Origin of the sequence: Rhodomicrobium vannielii ATCC 17100 (genome assembly GCF_000166055.1) — a bacterium.
Classification (GTDB): Bacteria; Pseudomonadota; Alphaproteobacteria; order Rhizobiales; family Rhodomicrobiaceae; genus Rhodomicrobium; species Rhodomicrobium vannielii.
This window is the reverse complement of the sequence record NC_014664.1, coordinates 123,234-145,470: the sequence shown is the minus strand read 5'-3', so window position 1 is coordinate 145,470 and position 22,237 is coordinate 123,234. Positions and strand designations below refer to the sequence as shown.

The 22,237-nt window shown below is 63.9% G+C and carries 16 protein-coding genes; 11 read left to right on the top strand and 5 right to left on the bottom strand.

Features of this window, described 5'->3' with window-relative positions:
- Positions 1 to 130: 130 nt before the first annotated feature.
- Positions 131 to 2,071, bottom strand: coding sequence for a propionyl-CoA synthetase (locus RVAN_RS00600; protein WP_013417818.1), 1,941 nt, complete (start codon positions 2,069 to 2,071; stop codon positions 131 to 133).
- 255 nt (positions 2,072 to 2,326) lie between these two features.
- Here RVAN_RS00600 and RVAN_RS00595 point away from each other — a divergent pair, with 255 nt between their 5' ends.
- A complete protein-coding gene (locus RVAN_RS00595) occupies positions 2,327 to 2,908 on the top strand; it encodes a tyrosine phosphatase family protein (protein WP_013417817.1) in 582 nt (193 codons plus the stop codon).
- Between the two features lie 117 nt (positions 2,909 to 3,025).
- Here RVAN_RS00595 and RVAN_RS00590 read toward each other — a convergent pair whose 3' ends face one another.
- On the bottom strand, positions 3,026 to 3,232 hold the full coding sequence (locus tag RVAN_RS00590; RefSeq protein WP_013417816.1) for a TOBE domain-containing protein: 207 nt from the start codon (positions 3,230 to 3,232) through the stop codon (positions 3,026 to 3,028).
- A gap of 192 nt (positions 3,233 to 3,424) precedes the next feature.
- Entirely contained in the window at positions 3,425 to 6,184 is a 2,760-nt protein-coding gene (gene ppc / locus RVAN_RS00585; RefSeq protein WP_013417815.1) for a phosphoenolpyruvate carboxylase, read from the bottom strand.
- 418 nt (positions 6,185 to 6,602) lie between these two features.
- On the opposite strand from ppc, the gene modA reads away from it, so the two are divergent.
- Genes modA through modC form a run of 3 tightly spaced genes read left to right on the top strand, consistent with a single transcriptional unit; the run spans position 6,603 to position 9,234 of the window.
- Complete coding sequence (modA, locus tag RVAN_RS00580; RefSeq protein ID WP_013417814.1) at positions 6,603 to 7,397, top strand: molybdate ABC transporter substrate-binding protein; 795 nt, start codon at positions 6,603 to 6,605, stop codon at positions 7,395 to 7,397.
- The gene (modB, locus tag RVAN_RS00575) at positions 7,394 to 8,101 is read left to right on the top strand and encodes a molybdate ABC transporter permease subunit (RefSeq protein ID WP_013417813.1); all 708 of its coding nucleotides are present in this window, start codon (positions 7,394 to 7,396) and stop codon (positions 8,099 to 8,101) included. Before modA ends, modB begins: the two co-directional genes overlap by 4 nt.
- Positions 8,095 to 9,234, top strand: coding sequence for a molybdenum ABC transporter ATP-binding protein (gene modC / locus RVAN_RS00570; RefSeq protein WP_041787896.1), 1,140 nt, complete (start codon positions 8,095 to 8,097; stop codon positions 9,232 to 9,234). Before modB ends, modC begins: the two co-directional genes overlap by 7 nt.
- Positions 9,235 to 9,312: 78 nt before the next feature.
- Here the strand turns inward: modC and RVAN_RS00565 are convergent, their stop codons facing one another.
- Positions 9,313 to 10,245 (bottom strand): alpha/beta fold hydrolase, encoded by a 933-nt coding sequence (locus tag RVAN_RS00565; RefSeq protein ID WP_013417811.1) that lies wholly within the window; start codon positions 10,243 to 10,245, stop codon positions 9,313 to 9,315.
- 274 nt (positions 10,246 to 10,519) lie between these two features.
- Here RVAN_RS00565 and RVAN_RS00560 point away from each other — a divergent pair, with 274 nt between their 5' ends.
- Positions 10,520 to 11,320, top strand: a complete 801-nt coding sequence (locus tag RVAN_RS00560) for a cellulose biosynthesis protein BcsS (protein WP_013417810.1) — start codon at positions 10,520 to 10,522, stop codon at positions 11,318 to 11,320.
- Positions 11,321 to 11,480: 160 nt separating this feature from the next.
- Here the strand turns inward: RVAN_RS00560 and RVAN_RS00555 are convergent, their stop codons facing one another.
- Complete coding sequence (locus tag RVAN_RS00555; RefSeq protein WP_169309492.1) at positions 11,481 to 13,199, bottom strand: AsmA family protein; 1,719 nt, start codon at positions 13,197 to 13,199, stop codon at positions 11,481 to 11,483.
- Positions 13,200 to 13,372: 173 nt separating this feature from the next.
- Here RVAN_RS00555 and RVAN_RS00550 point away from each other — a divergent pair, with 173 nt between their 5' ends.
- The 6 genes from RVAN_RS00550 to rquA all read left to right on the top strand — a co-directional run bounded on the left by RVAN_RS00550 (position 13,373) and on the right by rquA (position 22,177).
- Complete coding sequence (locus RVAN_RS00550) at positions 13,373 to 15,331, top strand: acetoacetate--CoA ligase (RefSeq protein ID WP_013417808.1); 1,959 nt, start codon at positions 13,373 to 13,375, stop codon at positions 15,329 to 15,331.
- 844 nt (positions 15,332 to 16,175) lie between these two features.
- Entirely contained in the window at positions 16,176 to 16,628 is a 453-nt protein-coding gene (locus tag RVAN_RS00545) for a division/cell wall cluster transcriptional repressor MraZ (RefSeq protein ID WP_013417807.1), read from the top strand.
- Positions 16,628 to 17,650 carry a 16S rRNA (cytosine(1402)-N(4))-methyltransferase RsmH gene (gene rsmH, locus RVAN_RS00540; protein WP_013417806.1) on the top strand — a complete coding sequence of 341 codons (1,023 nt, stop codon included), beginning with the start codon at positions 16,628 to 16,630 and terminating at the stop codon, positions 17,648 to 17,650. Before RVAN_RS00545 ends, rsmH begins: the two co-directional genes overlap by 1 nt.
- 43 nt (positions 17,651 to 17,693) lie before the next feature.
- Positions 17,694 to 20,093 (top strand): TIM-barrel domain-containing protein, encoded by a 2,400-nt coding sequence (locus tag RVAN_RS00535; RefSeq protein WP_013417805.1) that lies wholly within the window; start codon positions 17,694 to 17,696, stop codon positions 20,091 to 20,093.
- Between the two features lie 95 nt (positions 20,094 to 20,188).
- On the top strand, positions 20,189 to 21,256 hold the full coding sequence (locus RVAN_RS00530; protein ID WP_013417804.1) for a sensor histidine kinase: 1,068 nt from the start codon (positions 20,189 to 20,191) through the stop codon (positions 21,254 to 21,256).
- A gap of 81 nt (positions 21,257 to 21,337) precedes the next feature.
- Positions 21,338 to 22,177 (top strand): rhodoquinone biosynthesis methyltransferase RquA, encoded by an 840-nt coding sequence (gene rquA, locus RVAN_RS00525; protein ID WP_155942300.1) that lies wholly within the window; start codon positions 21,338 to 21,340, stop codon positions 22,175 to 22,177.
- Positions 22,178 to 22,237 lie beyond the last annotated feature (60 nt).

Below are 22,237 nucleotides of genomic sequence, written 5' to 3'. Positions count from 1 at the left end.
CTGACGGGCATTATCCGCCTCCTGCTGCGAAAGCTTTGCAGGAAAATGATGCAAAAAGCCCCCGCCCGGACGAGCCGAGCGGGGGCTTCGATTTGCGCGACGGAGGCCGAAGTCGCCCCCGTTGCAGCGCCTACGCAGCTTCGACCGAAGTCCCGAAGCCCTTGGCCTTGAGCGCGGCGGTGATTTCCTCAAGCGTCGCCGGGTCGTCGATGGTGGCGGGCATCTTGTACGCCTCGCCATCGGCGATCTTGCGCATGGTGCCGCGAAGGATCTTGCCCGAGCGCGTCTTCGGCAGGCGGTTCACCGTCAGCACGGTCTTGAACGCCGCGACCGGTCCGATCTGATCGCGCACCATGGCGACGATCTCTTTCTCGATCACGTTGATCTCGCGGACAACACCCGCCTTCAGGAGCACGAAGCCAGCAGCCACCTGTCCCTTGAGGCCGTCCGCGATGCCGATCACCGCGCATTCGGCGACGTCGGGATGGTTCGCGACCACTTCCTCGATCGCGCCGGTGGAGAGGCGATGGCCCGCGACGTTGATGATGTCGTCGGTGCGCGCCATGACGAAGACATAGCCGTCTTCATCGATGAAGCCCGCGTCGGCGGTCTTGTAGTAGCCCGGATATTCGATGAGGTAGCCCTCGATGAAACCCTGGTCGTTGTTCCACAGCGTCGGCAGACAGCCGGGAGGCATCGGCAGGCGGATCGACAGCGCGCCCGTCTGGCCGCGCGCGACTTCCTCGTTCGACTCGTTCAGCACGTGAAGCTCATAGCCCGGCAGCGCGAAGGTGGGCGAGCCGAGCTTGATCGGCATCGCGCCGAGCCCCGCGCAGTTGCCCGCGATGGCCCAGCCCGTTTCCGTCTGCCACCAGTGGTCGATGACCGGAACCTTCAGCAGGTCTTCGGCCCATTGCACCGTGTTCGGATCGGCGCGTTCGCCCGCGAGGAACAGATATTTCAGGCTCGACACGTCGTAATGGGCGAGGAACGTGCCTTGCGGATCTTCCTTCTTGATCGCGCGGAAGGCGGTCGGCGCGGTGAACAGCGCCTTCACCTTGTGCTGCTCGATCACGCGCCAGAACGCGCCCGCGTCCGGCGTGCCGACAGGCTTGCCCTCGTAGACGATGGTGGTCGCGCCGTGCAGCAGCGGTCCGTAGACGATGTAGGAGTGACCCACGACCCAGCCCACGTCCGACGATGCCCAGAACACTTCGCCCGGATCGATGTCGTAATGGTTCTTCATCGTCCATTTCAGCGCCACCATGTGGCCGCCGATGTCGCGAACGACGCCCTTCGGGCGGCCGGTCGTGCCGGACGTGTAGAGGATGTAGGCCGGGTCCGTCGCGGCCATCGGTTCGCAAGCCGCGCTGACGCCGCGCGCCTTTGCGTCGTCGAGAAGCGCCGCGTAATCGTAGTCACGGCCTTCGATGAGCGTCGCGATTTCCTGCGGGCGCTGCACGATGATGCATACCTCGGGCTTCACCGAGGAAAGCTCGATGGCGTGGTCGAGGAGCGGCTTGTAGTGGATGACGCGCGTCACTTCGATGCCGCATGACGCGGTGATGACCGCCTTCGCCTGCGTGTCCTCGATGCGGATGGCAAGCTCGTTCGCCGCGAAGCCACCGAATACCACCGAGTGAATCGCGCCGATGCGGGCGCAGGCGAGCATCGCGATAAGCGCTTCGGCGATCATCGGCATGTAGACGATGACGCGGTCGCCTTTGCCGATGCCCTTCTCCTTCAGCACGCCCGCGAAGGTGGCGACTTCCGTCAGAAGGTCGGCATAGGTCAGAATGCGCACCTGCCCCGTGACGGGGCTGTCATAGATGATCGCCGGCTGATCGGCGCGGCCGTTCTTCACATGGCGATCGATGCAATTATAGGCCGTGTTCGTGACGCCGCCGGTGAACCAGCGCCCGTAGACGCCTTCGTTGGCGTCGAAGATCTTCTTCGGCTGCTCGAACCAGTCGATCTCGCGCGCGGCTTCAGCCCAGAAACCCTCCGGGTCGCGCTTCCAGCTCTCATATACGTCGAAATAGCGGCTTTGAGCCGGGTTTGGCGAAGTCATGGCAAGTCCTCCAGGATTGCCCGCATAGTGCTCAAAGTGGCGCCTATTCCGCAAGGTGCGAACTGCGGCAAAACGGCCAGACGGAGAAGCAGAAGCTTGCTTCTTTGGTATAAGCTCGACGCCATTTTGTACGAAGATAACGCGTCTTGGCATTCTCGCGCAATATTCGAAACTCGGCTTGTTTCGATCCGCTTCGCTCCGATTTTGGGTTATAAGAGGCCCCGCGGGAGCCGATCTGTCGAAGGGAATTCCACGATGCCGCTAATCGAAACGCCGTTCCTCACCACCGTCTGCGGTCTGGAGGAACTGGCCGGGCATGCGTCGCGCGAGGTGAGCCATGTTCTGTCGATCCTCGATCCTGACGAACCCGAACCGCCGGCATTCGGCACCTATGGTGAGCACGCGCGACTTGAGATGCGGTTTCACGACATCATCGAGGAGACTGCGGGACACATCGTGCCAACGCCCGACGACGTGGCGAAGATGCTCGCTTTCGGCCGCGAGTCGGAAGCCCAGGCCGGAAGCCTGAGGCACTTGCTCGTTCATTGCCACATGGGAATTTCGCGCTCGACGGCGACGATGGCGCTGCTCCTCGGCCAATCGCAGCCGCGGCTCTCCGCTGATGCGATCATGCAGCATATCCTCGCGATGCGGGAGAAGGCATGGCCGAACCTGCGCATTCTGGAATATGGCGAGGCGATGCTGGGCCGGGGCGACGAGTTTACGCGCGCGGCGGGGGCGATCTACCGGATTCAGCTCGAACGACGCCCGGAGATCCGCGAGTTTTTCGTCAACGTGGGGCGTGGCCGGGAAATCGAAGCGGCGGACCGCGCCTAGACGAAAAAAAGCAGCGCGTGCAATGCAATGCCGCGCTGCATCATATTCAGGGCTGACGCCATCCAGGTAGAACGCGAATAATGATGCTGCGTTGCTTGGCTTGGCGAGTCACCAAACTTATTTCACGGCGATGATGACGTCCGAAGACTTGATGATCGCCGACGCTTCCATGCCGTCCTTCAAGCCCAGATCTTCGACGGATTCGTTCGTGATCGACGCAGTGATCGTCGTGCCGCCGACATCAAGCAGAACGTGAGCCGTGGTCGTCCCCTTGATAACCTTCGTAATTTTGCCGGTGAATACATTCCGGGCGCTGACTTTCATCGGGTGACTCCTTTTTCGTATATAAGCCTAAAGTGGTGCATAAAATATGGCGTTTTCGCGAAACCGCAAGTGCGGATTTGAGGCGATGTTGTATAATCGATTACACATATCACAAGAAGTCGGCGGAGCTATATACGTCAAGCTATAGCTCCTGAGCTTATATCCAGAAGGTTACAGTTACGAGTAGATGGCCTATCCTGTATTCCTGATCCCGGCAGCCACGCCGTTGATGGAAATCTGGATCGCGAGCCGGATTTTCTCCGCGTGATCGCCACGCCGCCAGCGTCTCAGCAACTCGATCTGAAGATGGTTCAACGGCGCGATATAGGGGATGCGCCGCGAGATCACGCGCGCAAGCGGCGGATTGTCGGCGAGGCGATGCGGCGAGCCGGTGATGATGTTCAGCGCCTCGACAGTCGCGTTCCATTCCACGAGCAGCGCGCCCGTGACGCGTCGTGCAAGCTGTCTGTCCGGCACGAGATCGGCATAGCGCCGCGCGATCCGCATATCCGCCTTGGCGAGCACCATGTCCATGTTGGAAAGCAGCGTGCGGAAGAACGGCCATTCCCGCCGCATGCGCCGCAGAAGCGCCGTGCGTTCGAACGGGGCTTCCTTCGCGTAGGAGCGCACTGCCGTGCCGAAGCCGTACCAGCCGGGAAGCGCCGCGCGGGCCTGCCCCCAGGAGAAGCTCCACGGGATCGCGCGCAGATCCTCGATACGCTGGTTCGCCTTTCTGGAGGCAGGGCGCGAGCCGATGTTGAGTTCCGCGATTTCGGCGATGGGCGTAGCCGCGAAGAAGAAGGCGTCGAAGCCTTCCATGTCGTAGACGAGCGCGCGATAGGATTTCATGCTGAGCGCCGAAAGCTGCTCGGCCGCTTCGAGGAACTCGGGCGGGACCGGCTGTCGGGGCGACAGCAAAGTCGCCTCAATGGACGCGGCGGCGAGCGATTCGAGATTGCGGCGCGCAATTTCCGCATGCGCATATTTCGACGCGATCACCTCGCCTTGTTCCGTGATGCGGATCTGGCCGTTCACCGTGCCCGCAGGCTGGGCTAGCACGGCCTGATAGGTTGGGCCGCCGCCGCGCCCTACCGTGCCGCCACGCCCGTGGAAGAGGCGCAAGCGAAGTCCCTCTTCCGAGCATAGCCCTTCGAGCGCGACCGACGCGCGGCAGACCTCCCAGTTGCTGGTGAAGAAGCCGCCATCCTTGTTGCTGTCGGAATAGCCAAGCATCACTTCCTGAATGCCGTCGCCCGCCGCCGCGAGTCGATGGATGCCGGGCAGCGCAAAGAAGTCGCGCATGATGTGCTCGGCGCGGCGAAGGTCGGGGATGGTCTCGAACAGCGGCACCACGATCAGCGCCACGCGCGCCTCGGGGTCGCCGAGCGCGCCCTTCATCAGCCCCGCCTCCTTCTGAAGCACGATCACTTCGAGGAGGTCGCTGACGGTCTCCGTGTGGCTGATGATGTACTGGCGGATGGCGCGTTCGCCATAGGTGCCGCGCATGGCCCGCGCTGTGTCGAGGATGCCGAGTTCCGAGGAGGCGAGATCCGAATAGGCGGCGGTCGGGATGCGAAGCTGACGCGGATCGCCCAGCACTGAAAGCAGCACGGCCTGCTTCTCTTCCTCGCTCAAGCTCTTGTAGTCGGCCGAGACGCGCGCCGTGGCCAGGAGCTCGGCCACGACCTCCTCATGCTTGTCGGAGTTCTGGCGCAGATCGACGGTGGCGAGATGGAAGCCGAACACCTCGACCGCACGCCGCAAGGGGCCGAGCCGCGTCTCGATCAGCGCGCCGCCCTTGTTCGCCAGCAGCGACTCCTCGATCACAACGAGGTCGGCGAGAAAATCCTCGGCCTTCGTATAAGGCTCGGCGGAGGTGAGCGGCGGCCGGAGCGCGGACTTGTCGGCGAGCTTGCGCAGGGTCATGGCGAGCCGCGCATAGATGCCCGTCAGCGCGCGGCGATAGGGCTCGTCCGCTCGGTGGGGGTCGTTGTCGTTCGAGCGCTCGGCCAGCGCCTGAAGCTCGGGCGTACATTGAGTGAGGCGCGTGGACAGCGGCATCTCGATGCCGAGTTCGTTGACTTCGGTCAGGTAATTGCGGAGCGCGATTTCGCTTTGCCGACGCAGCGCGAGCCTGAGCGTGTCGGTGTTCACGTTCGGGTTGCCGTCGCGGTCGCCGCCAATCCACGATCCCATCTGGAAGAACGAGCCCGCATGCGGCTTGCCGATGCGCTGTTCCAGCGTTTCGTAAAGACGCGGGATCTCAGTGAGAAGACTCGACTTGTAGAAGCGCAGCGCGTTCTCGATCTCGTCGGCGACCGTGAGATGGCTGGAGCGCAGAAGCCGCGTCTGCCACAGTTGCAGCACGCGACCGCGCAGCAGCGCCTCGTTGCGCTTCAGTTCGAGGCCGGTGAGGCGGTCGCGCTCTTCGAGGAGCCGCTCGATGGAGCTAGTTGCATCGAGGATGCTGCGCCGCTGGACCTCGGTCGGATGCGCGGTCAGCACCGGCGAGACAAGGCTCGTCCCCAGCATGTCGAACACGGTTTCGGTCGCGATCCCCGCTTTCGCCAGCCGGTCGAAGGTGAGGTCGAGGCTGCCTTCCTGCTCGTCGGGGCGCCGCTCCAGCGCGACGCGCGCAGCGCGGATGCGATGCCGGTCTTCGGCGATATTGGCGAGGTGTGAGAAGTAGCTGAAGGCGCGCGCGATGATGACCGCCTGTTCCGGCGTGACGCGGGCCATGATCTCATCCATGGCGCGCGCGGCGTCGGTGTCGGCCTCGCGCTCGAAGGCGACGCTCAGCCGCCGGATCGTTTCGATGATGCGGAAAGCTTCGTCGCCCTCCTGCTCGCGGATCGTGTCGCCGAGGAGCGCGCCGAGAAGGCGGATATCGTCCTGAAGGCGGGACTCGAGATCGGGAAGACCGCCGAGGGTGGGACTAAGCGTGTCGATCATGGCACTCTCTAATGAGCCGAACTCGTTTCTTGAACGCCAGTTTCAGCAGGAGAAACCCTGACGGCGCCAGCTTCGCATAATGCCTTTCCTCGATTGCGCCCGAGGCGCAAAGCATTTCTGAACCGCGCTGCGTCATTTTGCGTGAAGGCGGGCAGATTGCCTAGTGGTCCGATTCCGACATGGGCATACGTTGCGCCAAACGAGCCTCGCGGAGCTTTTGCATTTGACATTCGGGCGAGAGCGCGCGGCGTCCGTATTTCACGGGCCAATTTCGCTCCACTGGCGTTTCCGTGAAAGGACAGGCGCTCGTTTGATGTCGACAGTTTTCCCCCCCAACTATATAGACACCGATACAACGCATATATAGACGCAGATACATCTCATCCACCGATCCGACTCCGATCGAACGAGGAAACGAATGAGCTTCAGATCACGCTTCGTAGCGACGGTCTCCGCCGCGCTTCTCTCCGCGGCGCTCCTTGTGCCGCAGGCCATCGCCCAGGAAACGAAACCCGTCATCGTCTTCGCCGCCGCGAGCCTGAAGAACGCGCTCGATGCCATCTCCGCCGACTGGCAGAAGGAGACGGGCAAATCCGTGAAGACCAGCTACGCCGCAAGCTCCGCCCTCGCGAAGCAGCTCGAACAGGATGCGCCCGCCGACATCTTCATTTCCGCCGACCTCGACTGGATGAACTACGTCGAGAAGAAGGCGCTGATCGATACGGCGAGCCGCGAGAACCTGCTCGGCAACGCCATCGTGCTCATCGCGCCGAAGGACAGCACGGCGACGATCGAGCTGAAGGAAGGCGCCGATCTCGGCAAGCTCGTCGGCGACGGCCGCCTCGCGGTCGGCACGGTGACATCGGTGCCCGCCGGCAAATACGGCAAGGCTGCGCTCGAAAAGCTTGGCCTCTGGTCGCAGGTCGAGAACAAGCTTGCGCAGGCCGAAAGCGTGCGCGCCGCGCTGCTGCTCGTCAGCCGTGGCGAAGCGCCCCTCGGCATCGTCTATGCCAGCGACGCGGTTTCCGACGCCAACGTGAAGGTAATCGCCAGCTTCCCGGCCTCCTCGCATCCCCCGATCATCTATCCGATCGCGCTGACCACAAAGGCGGGTGAGGACGCGAAGTCCTTCTACGCCTACGTCAAGTCCCCGAAGGCCGCGCCTCACTTCGAGAAGCAGGGCTTCACCGTCCTCGCGGACAAGAAGTCCTGAACGACTTCTGGACGCTCAGCCCGGATGAGTGGACCGCCATCCGGCTGAGCCTCCTGGTCGCGACCGTCGCAGTGGTGGCGAGCCTGCCTTTCGGGCTCGCCATAGCCTGGGTGCTGGCGAGGCGCGAATTCTGGGGTAAGTCCCTCGTCAACGGCATCGTTCATCTTCCGCTCGTTTTGCCTCCCGTCGTCACCGGCTATCTGCTTCTTATCTCCTTCGGCAGAAAAGGCCCCGCCGGGCAGTTCTTCGAGCAGTGCTGCGGACTCGTCTTCTCGTTCCGATGGACGGGCGCTGCGCTCGCCTGCGCCGTCATGGGATTTCCGCTCATGGTGCGGGCCATTCGCCTATCGCTCGAATCCGTAGACCGTCGGCTCGAAGACGCTGCTGGTACGCTAGGTGCTAGCCCTCCCTGGGTGTTCCTCACCGTCACGCTGCCGCTCATCGCCTCCGGCGTCATCGCCGGCATGATCCTTTGCTTCGCGCGCGCCATGGGCGAATTCGGCGCGACGATCACCTTCGTGTCCAACATTCCGGGCGAGACGCAAACCCTGCCTTCGGCGATCTACACCTTCACGCAGGTGCCGGGCGGCGACGAGGGCGCGCTCCGGCTGACGCTCGTTTCGCTCGTGATTTCGATGGCGGCGCTGATCGCATCCGAGTGGCTGGCCCGGCACGCGGGTGGCGCGGGGAGCATCACATCGTGATCGAGGTCGTTGTTGCCCAAAATCTCGGCGCGTTCGCGCTCGACGTCGACTTCAAGACCGACGGGCGTTTCGTCGCGCTGTTCGGCCATTCGGGGTCGGGCAAGACCACGCTCATCAACCTGATCGCCGGGCTGACGCGGCCTGCTCGCGGCCGTATCGTTATCGACGGCGAGACGCTTGTCGATACGACGCGCGGTATTTTGGTGCCCGCCTGCAAGCGCAGGCTCGGCATGGTGTTTCAAGAGGGCCGCCTGTTCCCGCACCTTTCCGTCAAGCAGAACCTGCTCTACGGCGCGTGGTTCGCGGGCGCGGTGGACAAGAGCGGTGCCGAACTCGCCCGCGTCGCCAACCTTCTCGGCATCGATCACCTTCTCACGCGCTACCCGAACCGGCTTTCCGGCGGCGAAAAACAGCGCGTCGCCATCGGTCGGGCGCTGCTCGCCTCGCCGAAGTTGCTCCTCATGGACGAGCCGCTCGCCTCGCTCGACGATGCGCGCAAGCTCGAAATCATGCCGTATCTGGAGCGGCTACGCGACGAGGCAGGCATTCCCGTCATCTATGTCAGCCACTCGGTTGGGGAGGTGGCGCGACTGTCGGACACGCTTGTGGTCCTCTCGGCGGGCAAGATGCGCGCGTGCGGCCCAACGCTCGACCTGATGCGGCGCGTGGACCTGTTTCCGGCGGCGGAGGGCGGCGACGATGCGGGCGCGGTCATCCTCGCCAGGGTGGAGAAGCACGATCCCGATTACGATCTCACCACGCTTGTTTCGCGGGCGGGGGAGTGGCGGATGCCGCGCCTCGACGTAGCCGAGGGCAAGGACGTGCGCATGCAGATCAAGGCGCGCGACGTGATGATCTCGCGCGAAAAGCCGGACAACATGAGTGCGCTGAACGTGTTTCGCGGGGTGGTGGAAGAGGTCGGCGCGATGGATGGGGCGAGCGTAGAGCTTCGCGTCGACTGTAAGGGCGAGACACTCATCGCCCGGCTCACGCGATTTTCGGTTGAGCGGCTTCAACTCGCGGTCGGCGAACCCGTGTTTGCGATAGTGAAGTCAGTCTCGTTCGATCGGCGCACGCTTGGCTCCGGCTGGCAGGATCTTCGCGCCTCGGATGCGAGCGCGGGCGCGGAATAATCGCCACCGTCCTGAAAGCGCGACGATGAGGAAAGCCGTACTCTCAAGCTTTCGGTAGTAGAGAGGGCAAAGGCAGGGCTAATGCCGCGCGAGAAAGGACTCGATCGCGCGCGCCGTCTCCGCTGGCTTCTCTTCCTGCGGCATGTGCCCACATTTTGAGAACATCACGAGTTCGGCCGTCGGAATGTCGGCCTTCAGCCGTTGCCCGAAGACCGACGGCACGACCTTGTCCTCATCGCACCACACCACGAGCGTGGGCACGCGGATCGTTGAGTAGCTCAGTGCGATTTCATCGATGTTCGGCGGCATGATCTGCTCGACCGTTTTCACGAGCGCGTGCTTTGCGGCCGAGGAACGAAGCGGGCTGGCGTATTCCGTGATGGAGCGCTCCGTGATTTTCTCGTGGTCGTAATAGGCGAGCTTGAGCCCCTGCTCGGACTGCACCTCTGGCGGCACGAGCGCCATGCCGACTTCGGCGAGGCCCGGCACCTGTAGCATCCGGAAGAAGATCGGCAGCGGCTGCTTGTATGCGACGCTATCCACCAGCACGATATTCCTGATGCGCGAGCGAAGCGTTCCCTTCGACCGAAGCGCGAGCGCCAGCGTGACGCCGCCGCCGAAGGAATGCCCGACGATCGTCAGATCCTTCAGGTTCTCCTGCTCGATGAACGCCTGAATGACATCGGCCTGATCGAACACGGAATATTTGTCGTCGAGCGGCTTGTCCGACGCTCCAAAACCGCGCAGGTCAACGGCGATGACACGGTGCTTCCGGGCAAGATCGGGCATGACGCCCTGCCACGTATAGCTCGACGTGGCGAAGCCATGCAGCAAGAGGATCGGCTTGCCGCGTCCGCTTTCGGTTACGGCGAGGCGCAAGAGGCCGGCCGGCGTGCGCACGGTTTTGTAGCTGACGGCCGCCGCCGCCGTCCCCTGTTGCGCCACCATCACGGGCGCACAGGCAGCGAGCGCCGCGCAAAGCACAAAGCCGAGAAGAAACCTGCGTCGCATCGATCCCCGCTTGCCGCGTCCAAAACGCTTCGGAAATGGCATTGTCCGTTGGAGAGCGCAGAGAAAAGGGAAATCGAGGCCATTTTCAGCCACGCGCGGCCGGAAAAGGTCTCGGTCGATGCATTTGCCCGCCGCAGGGCCGCCCGTCAAGACGAAAGCTGTGTGTGCCGTTTTCGCACTTCGGACGATAATTCTTAAACTTTTCGTAAAAAATGAATCGTCTTTTCTGCATCCTGGCGCTAGGTTTGCGTGTAGTAAGCGTATGAGTTCCAGTATGTTGCGTTTGGTCCAGTGTTTGGCGCCGCTGCTGGCGGCGGCTGTGGCGATGTTGGCGATACCGTGTCACGCGGCCGATGTGCCGCGCGGTCCGCGCTTCGAAAGCTACGTCACGGTCGATTATGCCGGGCGTTCGATGGCGGTTGCAAATTCCACGGTCTGGAGCCTTTTCGGCCCCGTAGACCGCGAGGGGTTCCGCCTGAAGCTCGACGGCCTCGTCGGCGTCTCCGGCGAGACGAATGCAGGTGTGTTTTCCAACGATTTCTTTGCCCAGCGGCTCGGTTCGGGCGGAAGTTTCTCGGCGGGCTATCAAGCCAATCGCGGGCCGCTCTGGGTCAAGGCGTATGTGGGCGCAGCCTACGCGACGAAAGTGGAGCGCCGAAGCGACTACGGCCATGTCGCCTGGGATGCGGACCAACTCGAACAGAACATGCTCTTTGGAGTGACCGCATCGATCGACGCATGGTGGCGCGTCGCGGACCGGATATGGACGTCCGCCAACGCGTCATATTCGCAGGTCGGCAACACGGCATCGCTCTACGGGCGCGCGGCCTATGAATTCCACCGCGATGATGCGATCCGCCTTTCGCTCGGCGCGGAGGGTTCCATTTCGAGCTATGCCGAGAGTTACGTCCTCGGCAATGCGGCGGGCGAGAAAGAGACCTACGCCAAGGCGGGCGCGCTCCTCAACCTGCGCTACGGCGCAAACGACATCTCGCTGTCAGGCGGCGGCGTATCGGCCAGCGAAGAAAAGGACTATCGCGCCTATGTTACCCTGAGCTTCGGCCGCAAATTCTGATGTTTCGGCTCGGTGCAGGAGTAGCGCCTGCAAATGTGCATCGACGGTCCTATGGTCGGCCTGTCTGGAGATGCCGTCGCACAGGCGCGCAAAGCCCGCTTCCGAAGGCACAATCCTGAACGCGCCCTTGGCCTGACCGCCACACGCCATTCGGAGCGCTTCAATTGGAAAGGCTGGACTCGTGCGATGAGAGGACGGGCGCTGCGGCCGTTCCCGAGAGCACGAGCTTAGACGACCGTGCGGCGACGCTTCCGCTCGCCGCGCCACCCTTGGATGCGCCGCTCGTCGCAACCGGCGCTTCCTCGCGGCGTGTGGACAGCGTGCCGCTCACGGCAGCGTCGGGCAACGCGATCCTGAGCTTTCCCTCGATCTTCTGCCCCTCGTGCTGCCCTTGGACATCGAGATCGACGCCGCCGCTGGTCAACCTCCCGTCGATGCGTGCCGCTGCAAAGGGAAACCGCTCACGACCGGTTGCAAGAGGGGCCGGTCCAGCGACAGCCGCGCCGAGCGCGCGCCCGGCCACACCATCGAGCGATCCACCGAGCGGAAAAAGAAGCGCAAAGCTTCCCGATGCCGTGCCCGTCTCCGGCAGCGCGGCCTCGGCGCCAAGCGGCACGTTCAACCCGAGCCGCACAGTCGCCGGCCCGCGCACCGAAAGCGGCAGTTGCAGCGCCGACGCAAGCGCGCCAGCGTCGAGCCGTTTCGCCGTGCCGGTTACCCACAGCGCACCGGGCCGCGCCGGGTCGATTTCCACCCTCGCGATTGCATTACCGCCAAAAAGCGCGAGTTCCGCGACGTCTATGGAAAGATGCCCGCTCCGCGCCGATACGGCCAATGCGACCGGCCCGGCTTCGAAAGCGCCCGCGCGGAGGCGGTCGGCGGAGAGACGTATGTCGAGGTCGACCGCGCGCCGTTCAACGCGGGCGGGCGGGGAGACGACGCCCGGCGAACCATCCGCTTCGCCCCCGTTGGAAGGGGCGGCGGCGGCTCGTGCGGCGGCCCACATCGGCGTCACGTCCAGCGTGTCGTAAGCGAGCGTGCCTTCGAGCCGCGCGGGATCATCCGAGACATCGAGCGCGAGCACGCCCGTCGCAGTTCTGTCGCCGAACGAGAGAGACGCGTTATCGAGGGAGAAGCGCTCGCGCGACCAGGTGAGATCCCCTTCAAGAGAAAAACCGGTCGCCGTTTCCCATGGCGCCAGCGCCGCAATCAGATGAGCGGCAAGCGGATGGTCGCCCGCCGCCACGAGCTTGAGCTGGCCCGATACCTTCTGCCCGTTGCGCTCGCCCTTGAAAGCAAGCTCGAAACCGGGCTTGCGCATGCTCAAGGCGAAGGGAGCCGCTGCCGCGCTGTCCGGCCGCTTCAACGTGATGCGTTCGAAGGCGACGCGCCGGTAAGGGCGAAGGGCGCCGTCGGCGATATAGAACACCGGGTCGCGCAATTGGATGTCCGGAAGGCTGCTGCGGTCCACCAGCGTGAGTGCGAGCCTCGCCGCCGCGAGTTCGTCGGCCGCGCGCCCGCCCGCATCGCGCTTCAGCACGAAACGAGGCGATGAGACGACGAATTTCCTGTATTCGAGGTCGCCAAGCAACAGGGAGGAGAGATTCACGACGGCCGTGACAGTTTCGGCACTTCCTCGCTGCACCGGATCGAGCCCGGGCGCGTCATGGAAGCGGACATCGCTCGCCTCGACCGAAAGCGTGGCGAAACTCGCTATGCGAAGTTGGCCCGCGAGCGTGACCTTGCCGCCGCTCCAAGCTGACAGCGCCTTCACGAAGCTTTTACGCGCCACGTCACCGTCGAAGAAGCGCGGAACCGCCACAGCGAAAAAGACCAGCGCCAGCCCGGCGCACAGCCCCGCCGCCGCGAGACTCTTCAAAACATATCGAACTTTTTGCGTAATCTGATACATCTTGAAGCAGGTGAGGAAAACAACCACGCTGAAGCTTGATGCGCCATAGCACACGGCTTCGCCGCTTCACCCGAACGGGTGAGCGTTAAGGTTTAAAAACACTTTGTGACGCTGGCGAGTCTTTGCATCGGAGACTGCACATGAAATTGCCGCCGCTTTGGTCCCCTGCCGAAAAGTCCGTGGAAAACTCGCGCCTGGCGCGCCTCATGGCGGAGGTGAACGCAGCGGACGGCCTCGATCTTCGCACCTACGCCGACATTCATTCTTATTCCGTCCGCGAGACGGAAGCCTTCTGGGCGAAGGCGTGGGATTTCATGGGGCTGATCGGCGAGCGCGGCGACGGCCCGATCTTCGTCCAAGGCGACAAGTTCGAGACATCGCGCTTCTTCGAGGGCGCGCGGCTGAATTTCGCGGAGAACCTGCTCCGCAAGAAGGACGACACGCCCGCGCTCATCTTCCGCGGCGAGGACAAGGTTGCGCGCACACTCTCGTGGGCCGAGCTTCACGCCGCAGTTTCGAGCGCGCAACAGGCCATGCGCGCGGCGGGCATCGGCGAAGGCGACCGCGTGGCGGCGCTGATCCCGAACATGCCCGAAGCCATCATCGCGCTGCTCGCGGCGGCGTCGCTCGGCGCAATCTGGTCGAGCGCATCGCCCGATTTCGGCGTTCAGGGCGTCCTCGACCGCTTCGGCCAGATCGAGCCGAAACTGTTCATCGCCTGCGACGGCTATTATTACGCGGGCAAGACGCTCTATACCGGCGACAAGGTGGCGGAGATCGTCGCCAAGATCCCGAGCATCGAACAGGCGTGGATCGTGCCCTATCTCGGCCGCGCGGGCGACGTGGCGGCGGCGTGCCCGAAGGCGCGCGCCTGGGACGAAGTGCTCGCCGCGCATCCCGCGACGGACGTGGAATTCACCCGCCTGCCCTTCTCGCACCCGCTCTATATTCTGTATTCCTCCGGCACGACCGGCACGCCGAAATGCATCGTGCACTCGGGCGGCGGCGCGCTCATGCAGCAGATGAAGGAGCATCAGCTTCACTGCGACCTGCGCGACGGCGACAAGCTCTTCTATTTCACCACCTGCGGCTGGATGATGTGGAACTGGCTCGTCGCGGGGCTGGCGACCGGCGCGACGCTCGTCCTCTATGACGGCTCGCCGTTCCATCCCGACGGCAACGTGCTGTTCGACCTCGCGGACGAAGTCGGCATCGACATTTTCGGCACCTCGGCGAAATACATCGACTCGCTGAAGAAGGCGGGGCTTCGCCCACGCGACACGCACCGGCTTTCGAGCGTGCGCATGATCACCTCCACCGGCTCGCCGCTCGCGCCCGAAAGCTTCGACTACGTCTACGACGCCATCAAGCCGGACGTGCATCTCGCCTCGATCTCGGGCGGCACCGACATCTGCGGCTGTTTCGTGCTCGGCAATCCGCTATCGCCCGTGTGGCGCGGCGAAATTCAGGGGGCGGGCCTAGGCATGGCTGTCGACGTGTTCGACGATGAGGGGCGGCATCTCGACCACGGCAAGGGCGAACTCGTGTGCCTGAAGCCGTTCCCGTCGATCCCGGTCTATTTCTGGAACGACGCGGACGGCACAAAATACCACAACGCCTATTTCGACCGTTTCCCCGGCCTGTGGCACCATGGCGACTTCGCGGAGTGGACCGAGAATGGCGGCATCGTCATTCATGGCCGCTCCGACGCCACGCTCAACCCCGGCGGCGTGCGCATCGGCACGGCCGAAATTTACCGGCAGGTGGAGCAGCTTGAGGAGATCAAGGAAGCCATCGTCATCGGGCAGGACTGGGACAACGACGTGCGCGTCGTGCTGTTCGTGGTGCTGAAAGCGGGGGCGGTGTTCGACGAAGGGCTGAAGCAGACAATAAAGGCGAAGATCCGCCACGGAGCGAGTCCGCGCCATGTCCCTGCCGTGATCGTGCAGGTGCCGGACATCCCGCGCACGAAATCGGGCAAGATCACCGAAATCGCCGTGCGCGACATCGTGCATGGCCGCGCGGTCAAGAACACCGAGGCGCTCGCGAACCCCGACGCGCTCGACCATTATCGCGACATCGGGGATTTGCAGAAGTAGGGCGCTCGCTGGCCCATCTCCCCCCGAGCACGTGTCGTTCGAAGGTTGGAAACGGCGGGAGCGCTCCGCCTTCTCTTATCCGCGCCATTGGTGAGCGGCCCCGGCGAAGCGGCGTGCCGCACACGCGCCTCTCGCTGACGCCAGCCGCGCGCCCCGCCAGCGGAAAGCTTTTCGCCTCTAAACTGGGATCATCCGCAACGGGCTCGCCGAAAAGCGCATCCCGCCGCAAACGCGTGCCGGAACGCCGAGCGCCGTTGCTACGCCTTGAGCCGATGGGCTCGCGTGGGTGCCAGCGCGGCGAGCGACGCCTTCGCCTCTTTCGATGGGCGCGCCTGGCGAACGTCACTGAATAGAGCGCCAGGAACGAAAAACGCCCGCGCCCTTCATGCGGCAACGGCCACCGCAACGACGCGCGGGGCTCCCGGGGCCTATTTCAACCGATCAAATGCGCCTATCGCGCCCGCCGTTCACGTTTTCCTTACCTTTATGCAACGCGCGATAGCCGTCTGTTGACGCCCACACTTACCCATGTTATCCCATAAATGCCCGTTCGGAAGGGGGCGATTCGGAGGGAGAGAAAACAGCTTTCGCCGGGCAAGGCCACAGCACGGCAAGGTTTCTCCCTCCGATCCTTCGCTTTTCGCGCAGAACGGACGTTTATAGCTTAATTTTTGAAATTTTATGTCGTCACTTGACCATCCAAGTCGATAGTTCGTGTACAACTCTGGTTTTTCGCCGTCTGGGCATTTATGGGTAGTAGCGGGTTTCGGTTAAAGATTTGCCACGGCACCAGATGCGCAAGCCGTCGCAGTGTGCGTTTTGGGCGGAGGCGTGGATTTGAGGGATGGATGAATTTGCTTCGCGCATCGACAGCAAGGTTGACCAACGCGGGCGCGTCGCAATTCCTGCGCCGTTTCGCGCCGTCCTTGCACAGGAAGGCACGAGCGAAATTCACTGCTACCCGCATCTCGACTACGCTACGATCGAAGCTGGAGGCTCTCGGTTGGTCGAGGAAATCAAAGAAATTGTCGGGCGGCAGCCTACGGGCAGCGCCCTTCGCGAAGCACTCGAACTCGTCTATTTCGGCGAGTGCGAAAAGCTCAAAGTGGACCCGGACGGGCGCACCGTCCTGCCGAAGCGGCTTCGCGATCATGCCGGAATTACAGAGACGGCGGTTTTCGTCGGCCTTGGCAACAAGTTTCAGATCTGGGAACCAGAGGCTTACAACAAGTTTCGTGAACGCGCGCGCGAACAAGCGCTTGCGCTTCGCAAAGAGCTCGGCGCGGGGAGCCGCTGATGAAGCGGCGCAGACGTGGGGGCACCAGGGATGTGGCGGATCGCGGGAGACCGGTAGAGGGCCCGTCTCCCGACAGCGGACCGATCCGTCACATCCCGGTGCTACTGAGGGAAGTGCTGGAAGCGTTGCATCCAGGGGTGGGGGAACGCTTCATTGACGGCACCTTTGGCGCGGGCGGATATGCTCGCGCCATCCTTGAAGCCGCGCATTGCGACGTGCTCGGCCTCGACCGCGACCCGACCGCGATAGCGGGGGCCTGCGCACTCGAAACCGCCTTTGCGGGCCGGTTGAAACTCGCCGAAACACCCTTTTCCGAGATGGAAGACGCCGCGCACGGGATCGGCTGGGACGCGCTCGACGGTGTCGTGCTCGATCTGGGCGTCTCGTCCATGCAGCTCGACGAGGCGGAACGCGGCTTCTCCTTCATGCGCGACGGCCCGCTCGACATGCGCATGTCGTCGAGCGGCCTCTCCGCCGCCGATGTCGTCAACACCTACGAAAAAGACGCCATCGCCGACATTCTCTATACGTTCGGCGAGGAACGCCGCTCACGCGCCATCGCGGCGGCCATCGTGAAGGATCGCGAGACGGCGCCCTTCGAGCGCACGGGCCAGCTTGCGGCGCTGATAGCGCGCGTGCTCGGCCACAAGCCCGGCGATCCGAAGCACCCGGCCACCCGCAGCTTTCAGGCACTGCGCCTTTATGTGAACGACGAACTCGGGGAACTCACGCGCGCGCTCGAAGCGGCCGAACGGCTGCTCAAGCCCGGCGGGCGGCTTGTGGTTGTCAGCTTCCATTCGCTCGAAGACCGCATCGTGAAGCGCTTCCTCGCGGAGCGCTCGGGCAAACGCGCGAAAGCATCGCGCTACATTCCCGACGCCGGGGACAGCACCGCGCCAACCTTCGAGCTTCGCGACCGCCACGGCGTGGAGCCAGGCGAGGACGAGGTGGCCGCCAACCCGCGCGCGCGCTCGGCGCGCCTGCGCTGGGCCGTCCGCACCGACGCGCCGCCGCTCGCCTAAATCAAGCCGCGATGCGGCCATTTTCGCGTCGCAGGGTCGGCGCATGCGGGCGTTGACGGGTGGAACCCTTCTTTCGGCGACGGGAAACCGTGCCGAGATTGAACTTGAGCGCGGCTATCGGCTCACGCTTTCCTTTCATGGGGCGCGGACTGCGCGGCTCCTCGTGACGCGGCCTCATGGGCTTCGCTGCCCGCGCACGTGGTCGCTTTCGCCGGAGCTTTCGGGCGATGACGCCATCGACGGTCGCGACCGGCTGGACGAGACCGGCCTTCCGAACGAGCCGATCCGCACCGCCGACGAGACACCCCGCGCGATCGTCATCGAAACGGTGCTGATGCGCGCGGAGATCCGCCGCGCGCCGCTTGGCCTTACGTGGTCCTTCCGCGAGCACGAAGGCGAGCCGTTCCGCTTGGCGCTTACCGACCGGCAGACGCAAAGCTACCTGTTCGACGAGCGCGGCAACCGCTTCGCGCATTATCTTTGCTGCGACCCGGCAACGGCCTATTACGGTTTCGGCGAAAAGACTGGCGACGCGAACAAGCGCGGCCGCCGCTTGCGCATGAAGACCTCCGACGCGATGGGCTACGACGCCGAGACATCCGATCCGCTCTACAAGCACATCCCGTTCTTCATCGCGTTGCGCCCCGACGCGAGCGCGCCCGCCGTCGGCCTCTTCTACGATAACCTCAGCCACGCCGCCTTCGACATGGGCCAGGAGATCGACGCCTATCACGGCCCGTTCACGAGCTTCGAGGCCGAAGACGGCGATCTCGACCTGTGGCTGTTCTTCGGCGGCTCGGCGCGCGACATCACCCCGGCCTTCACCGCGCTGACCGGGCGAACCGCCATGCCGCCGCGCTGGTCGCTCTCCTATTCCGGCTCGACGATGCACTATACGGAAGCGCCGGACGCCGAGCGGCAACTCACTGGATTCCTCGCGCAAATCCACGAGCACGCCCTGCCGTGCGGCTCGTTCCATATGTCGTCCGGCTACACGAAGCGCGGCGAAGGCCGCTACGTCTTCACATGGGACCGGACGCGCTTCCCCGAACCGCTACGCGTCGCAGCCGCCTTCAACGCGAGCGGCGTGCGGCTCGTCGCCAATGTGAAGCCCGCGATGCTGACGGATCACCCACGCTTTGCGGAGGTCGAGCGCTTCGGCGGCTTCGTGCGCGAGGCGGAGGGCGAGCGCCCGCATCTCGCGCAGTTCTGGTCGGGCAAGGCCGCCTATCTCGATTTCACCAATCCGGAGACGAGCGCGTGGTGGACGGCTCAGGTCAAGGCGCAACTCCTCGACCACGGCATCGCCGCGACATGGAACGACAACAACGAATTCGAGGTGTGGGATGGCGACGCGCGCGCGGATGTGAATTGGCGCGGCGGCACGATGTCCTGCTTGCGGCCCGTGCAGACGAACCTGATGCTGCGCGCGTCGGAGCGTGCCCAGCGCGAGCATGCGCCCCGCAAACGCCCCTTCCTCGTCTCGCGCTCGGGCGGCCCCGGCCTTCAGCGCTACGCCCAGACATGGACGGGCGACAACGCCACCTCATGGAAGACGCTGCGCTATAACCTGCGCATGGGGCACGGCCTCAGCCTGTCGGGCGTCTACAATTTCGGCCACGACGTGGGCGGCTTCGCAGGGCCGAAGCCGGACCCGGAGCTTTTCATGCGCTGGATCGAGCAGGGCGTGTTCTGGCCGAGGTTCAGCATCCACTCGTGGAACGACGACGGCAGCGTCAACGAGCCGTGGATGTATGCCGAGCTGCTACCGCTCGTTCGTGAGGCGTTCCAGCTTCGTGAGCGACTTGTCCCGCTGCTGTATACGCTCCTCTGGCGTGCGCATGCGCATCACGAGCCGATCCTCCGGCCGCTGTTTTACGATTTCCCCGGCGAGGCCGAAGCCTACGGCGAGCACGACGCGTTCATGCTGGGCGCGGATATGCTCGTCGCGCCCGTTGTCGAGGACGGCGCACGCGAACGCCGCGTCTGGCTACCCGACACGCCCGGCGGCTGGTATGCGCTTCACGGCGGCGCGCATTTCGCGCCCGGTTGGCATAGGGTCGACGCACCGCTCGGGCGAGCGCCCGCCTTCGTCCGCGCCGGAACGATGCTTCCGCTCGGTCCCTCGCCCTCTGGGGAAACCGGCCCGCTCACGCTTCGCATCTTTCCCGGCGGACATAGCCGATTGTCGCTTTCGATCTTCGACGACGACGGCGAAAGCGTCTTCGACCTGTCATCGCCGCCCTGCATCCTCGCCGTGGCGAGCGAATGGCGCGCCAACCGCCTCGCACTCCGCATCGAACGCGAGGGTAGCCGCGCGGCCCGTTGGCCTCATATTTGCTTCGAGGATGAAACGGGGCAGTCGATCCCAATCGCCGTAAATGGGCTTCAAGATGTTCGACGGTTGCAAACGTCTGAATTACCGTTTAAAGCGCCCCTATGAATAGCAGCTCTGCTGCCATATCCTTGCCAGCTTGAGCTGAACATTAGGGCGTTGTTCCAAGACATCACGTTGCCGAGGGAGACCTTCAGCCAATCATGCCGGACACGGACAAAACGCAGGTCGAAGAACTTCTTGATATGCCCGACCTTGCGGAAGCGCTGAATGACGACCGCTTCCAGCAATTCCTCGACAAGATGCCGATCGCCATTCTGGTCGGCGCGATGGACGGGAACGAGCGCATCATTTACGCGAACCCCGCCTTCGAGAAGATCGCCGGCGTCCCGCTCACCGAAGTTCTTGGCAAGACCTGGGATGTGCTGGCCAACGCCTCGGAAAAGGGCGAGCGCGATCTTCTGACCGCGATCATAGACGACAACGCCGATCATATCGGCGTGTTTCACATTGCGCGGCCCGACGCGGAGACAGCCATCGCCGATGTCTATTCGTCCGTTATCGTCGGCGACGACGGACAGCCCGCGTTTCGGCTCGTCGCGTTGATCGACGTCAGCGCCTATGTTGGCGACGACGACGAAATCGACTTTGCGAAGTCGCGCGGGGACAACGATCTCGCGCTGCTGGAACTTCAGCACCGCGTCAAAAACAATCTCCAGCTCATCACCGCGCTCATCCGCCTTGAGTCGCGCCACTGGCCCGAGGGCAAGGAGCCGCTCAACCGGCTTGCCGGCCGCATCGAGGCGCTCGCCATTCTCTACAGCTTCCTGAATGCAAAGCCCGATGGCGACGAGGTTGACCTCGGTTCCTATATCAGCCAGCTCGCCACCGCCGTTATGCGCTCCCACGCTGCCGAGGGCGTCCGCCTGGAACTTAAGGCCGATGGCTTCCCGGTGTCGGTCAATGTCGCGATGCCGGTCGGCCTTGTGGTCAACGAACTTTTGACGAATGCCTTGAAACACGCCTTCCAGGGCCGCGAAGGCGGCACCATCACGGTCGAATGTCTCGGCGGCGAAGACGGCGGGCGCGTGGTCGTCGCAGATGACGGCGTGGGCCTGCCGCCCGAAACGAACTGGCCGGAGAAAGGCAACCTCGGGGCGCTCATCGTGCAGACGCTGAAGGAAAATGCGAAAGCGAAGCTCGATCTCGAAACCTCACACGGCACCGGCACGCGCGTGACGCTCACGCTTCCCCCCGCCGTACGACTTTAGTTGCGGCAAATTCGACACTGTGCGACAGCATCGCGCGGCGTTCACTTGCAGGAAACCATAGTGGTGTCTAGATTTTGGGCGATGTCAATCACCTCGACCACGGGCGCGAAAGCGCCAGTCATAACCTCGCGCGCCGTTTCCGGCGGTGGGGTTTTTCACCAGAAAAATCAGGGCTTCGAGGTGGAGGGCACATATTCTCCGCCAGCCTACCTGCAAAAGTACTACTGGTGGACCTATGTCCATCCAGCAGCAGTCCGCCTATTTGAGCGGCAGTGGCTGATCGATCTGATCCTGTGGGGCAATTACGAGTCCCTTCGCGAGGCGGCGCTCGACGAGTTCGGCGATGAGCTTCCCGGCGCGACGCTTCAGATCGCCTGCGTCTACGGCGACCTCTCGGCGCGGATCGCGGACCGGGCGAAGGCAGGCGGCGGCACGCTCGACGTGGTGGACGCGCTGCCGGTGCAGTTGAAGAACCTCCGCGCCAAGCTGCCGGAGGATGCGCCGGTCAGCCTTACCGCCTCCAGCTCCGCCGACCTCCCCTTCACAGATGCCAGCTTCGACCGCGTGCTCCTGTTTTTCCTCCTGCACGAGATGCCGCGCGACGTGCGCGAGGCGACGCTTGCCCATGCGCTGCGCGTGCTGAAGCCGGGCGGCAAGCTCGTGATCGTGGACTACGCGAAGCCGCGCCTTTGGCACCCGGCGCGCTGGATCTGGTATCCGGTGATCGGGCGGCTCGAACCCTTCGCGAAGGAGCTTTGGAGCACCGATCTTCGCGTCTTCATGCCGGAGGCGTGGCGCAAGGCCGAGATGCGGCGGTCATCGTATTTCGGCGGGCTGTATCAGAAGGTCGTGCTTGAGAAGGACGCAGCTTCGGCCCTTGCTTCGCCAGCCACGCGCGACGCGGTCGCCGCCGCCGAATAACCGCCGCCGAATCGCGGCGCGATGGCCGGGCGGGGATAACTCTTCGCGCGGTCTTTTTAC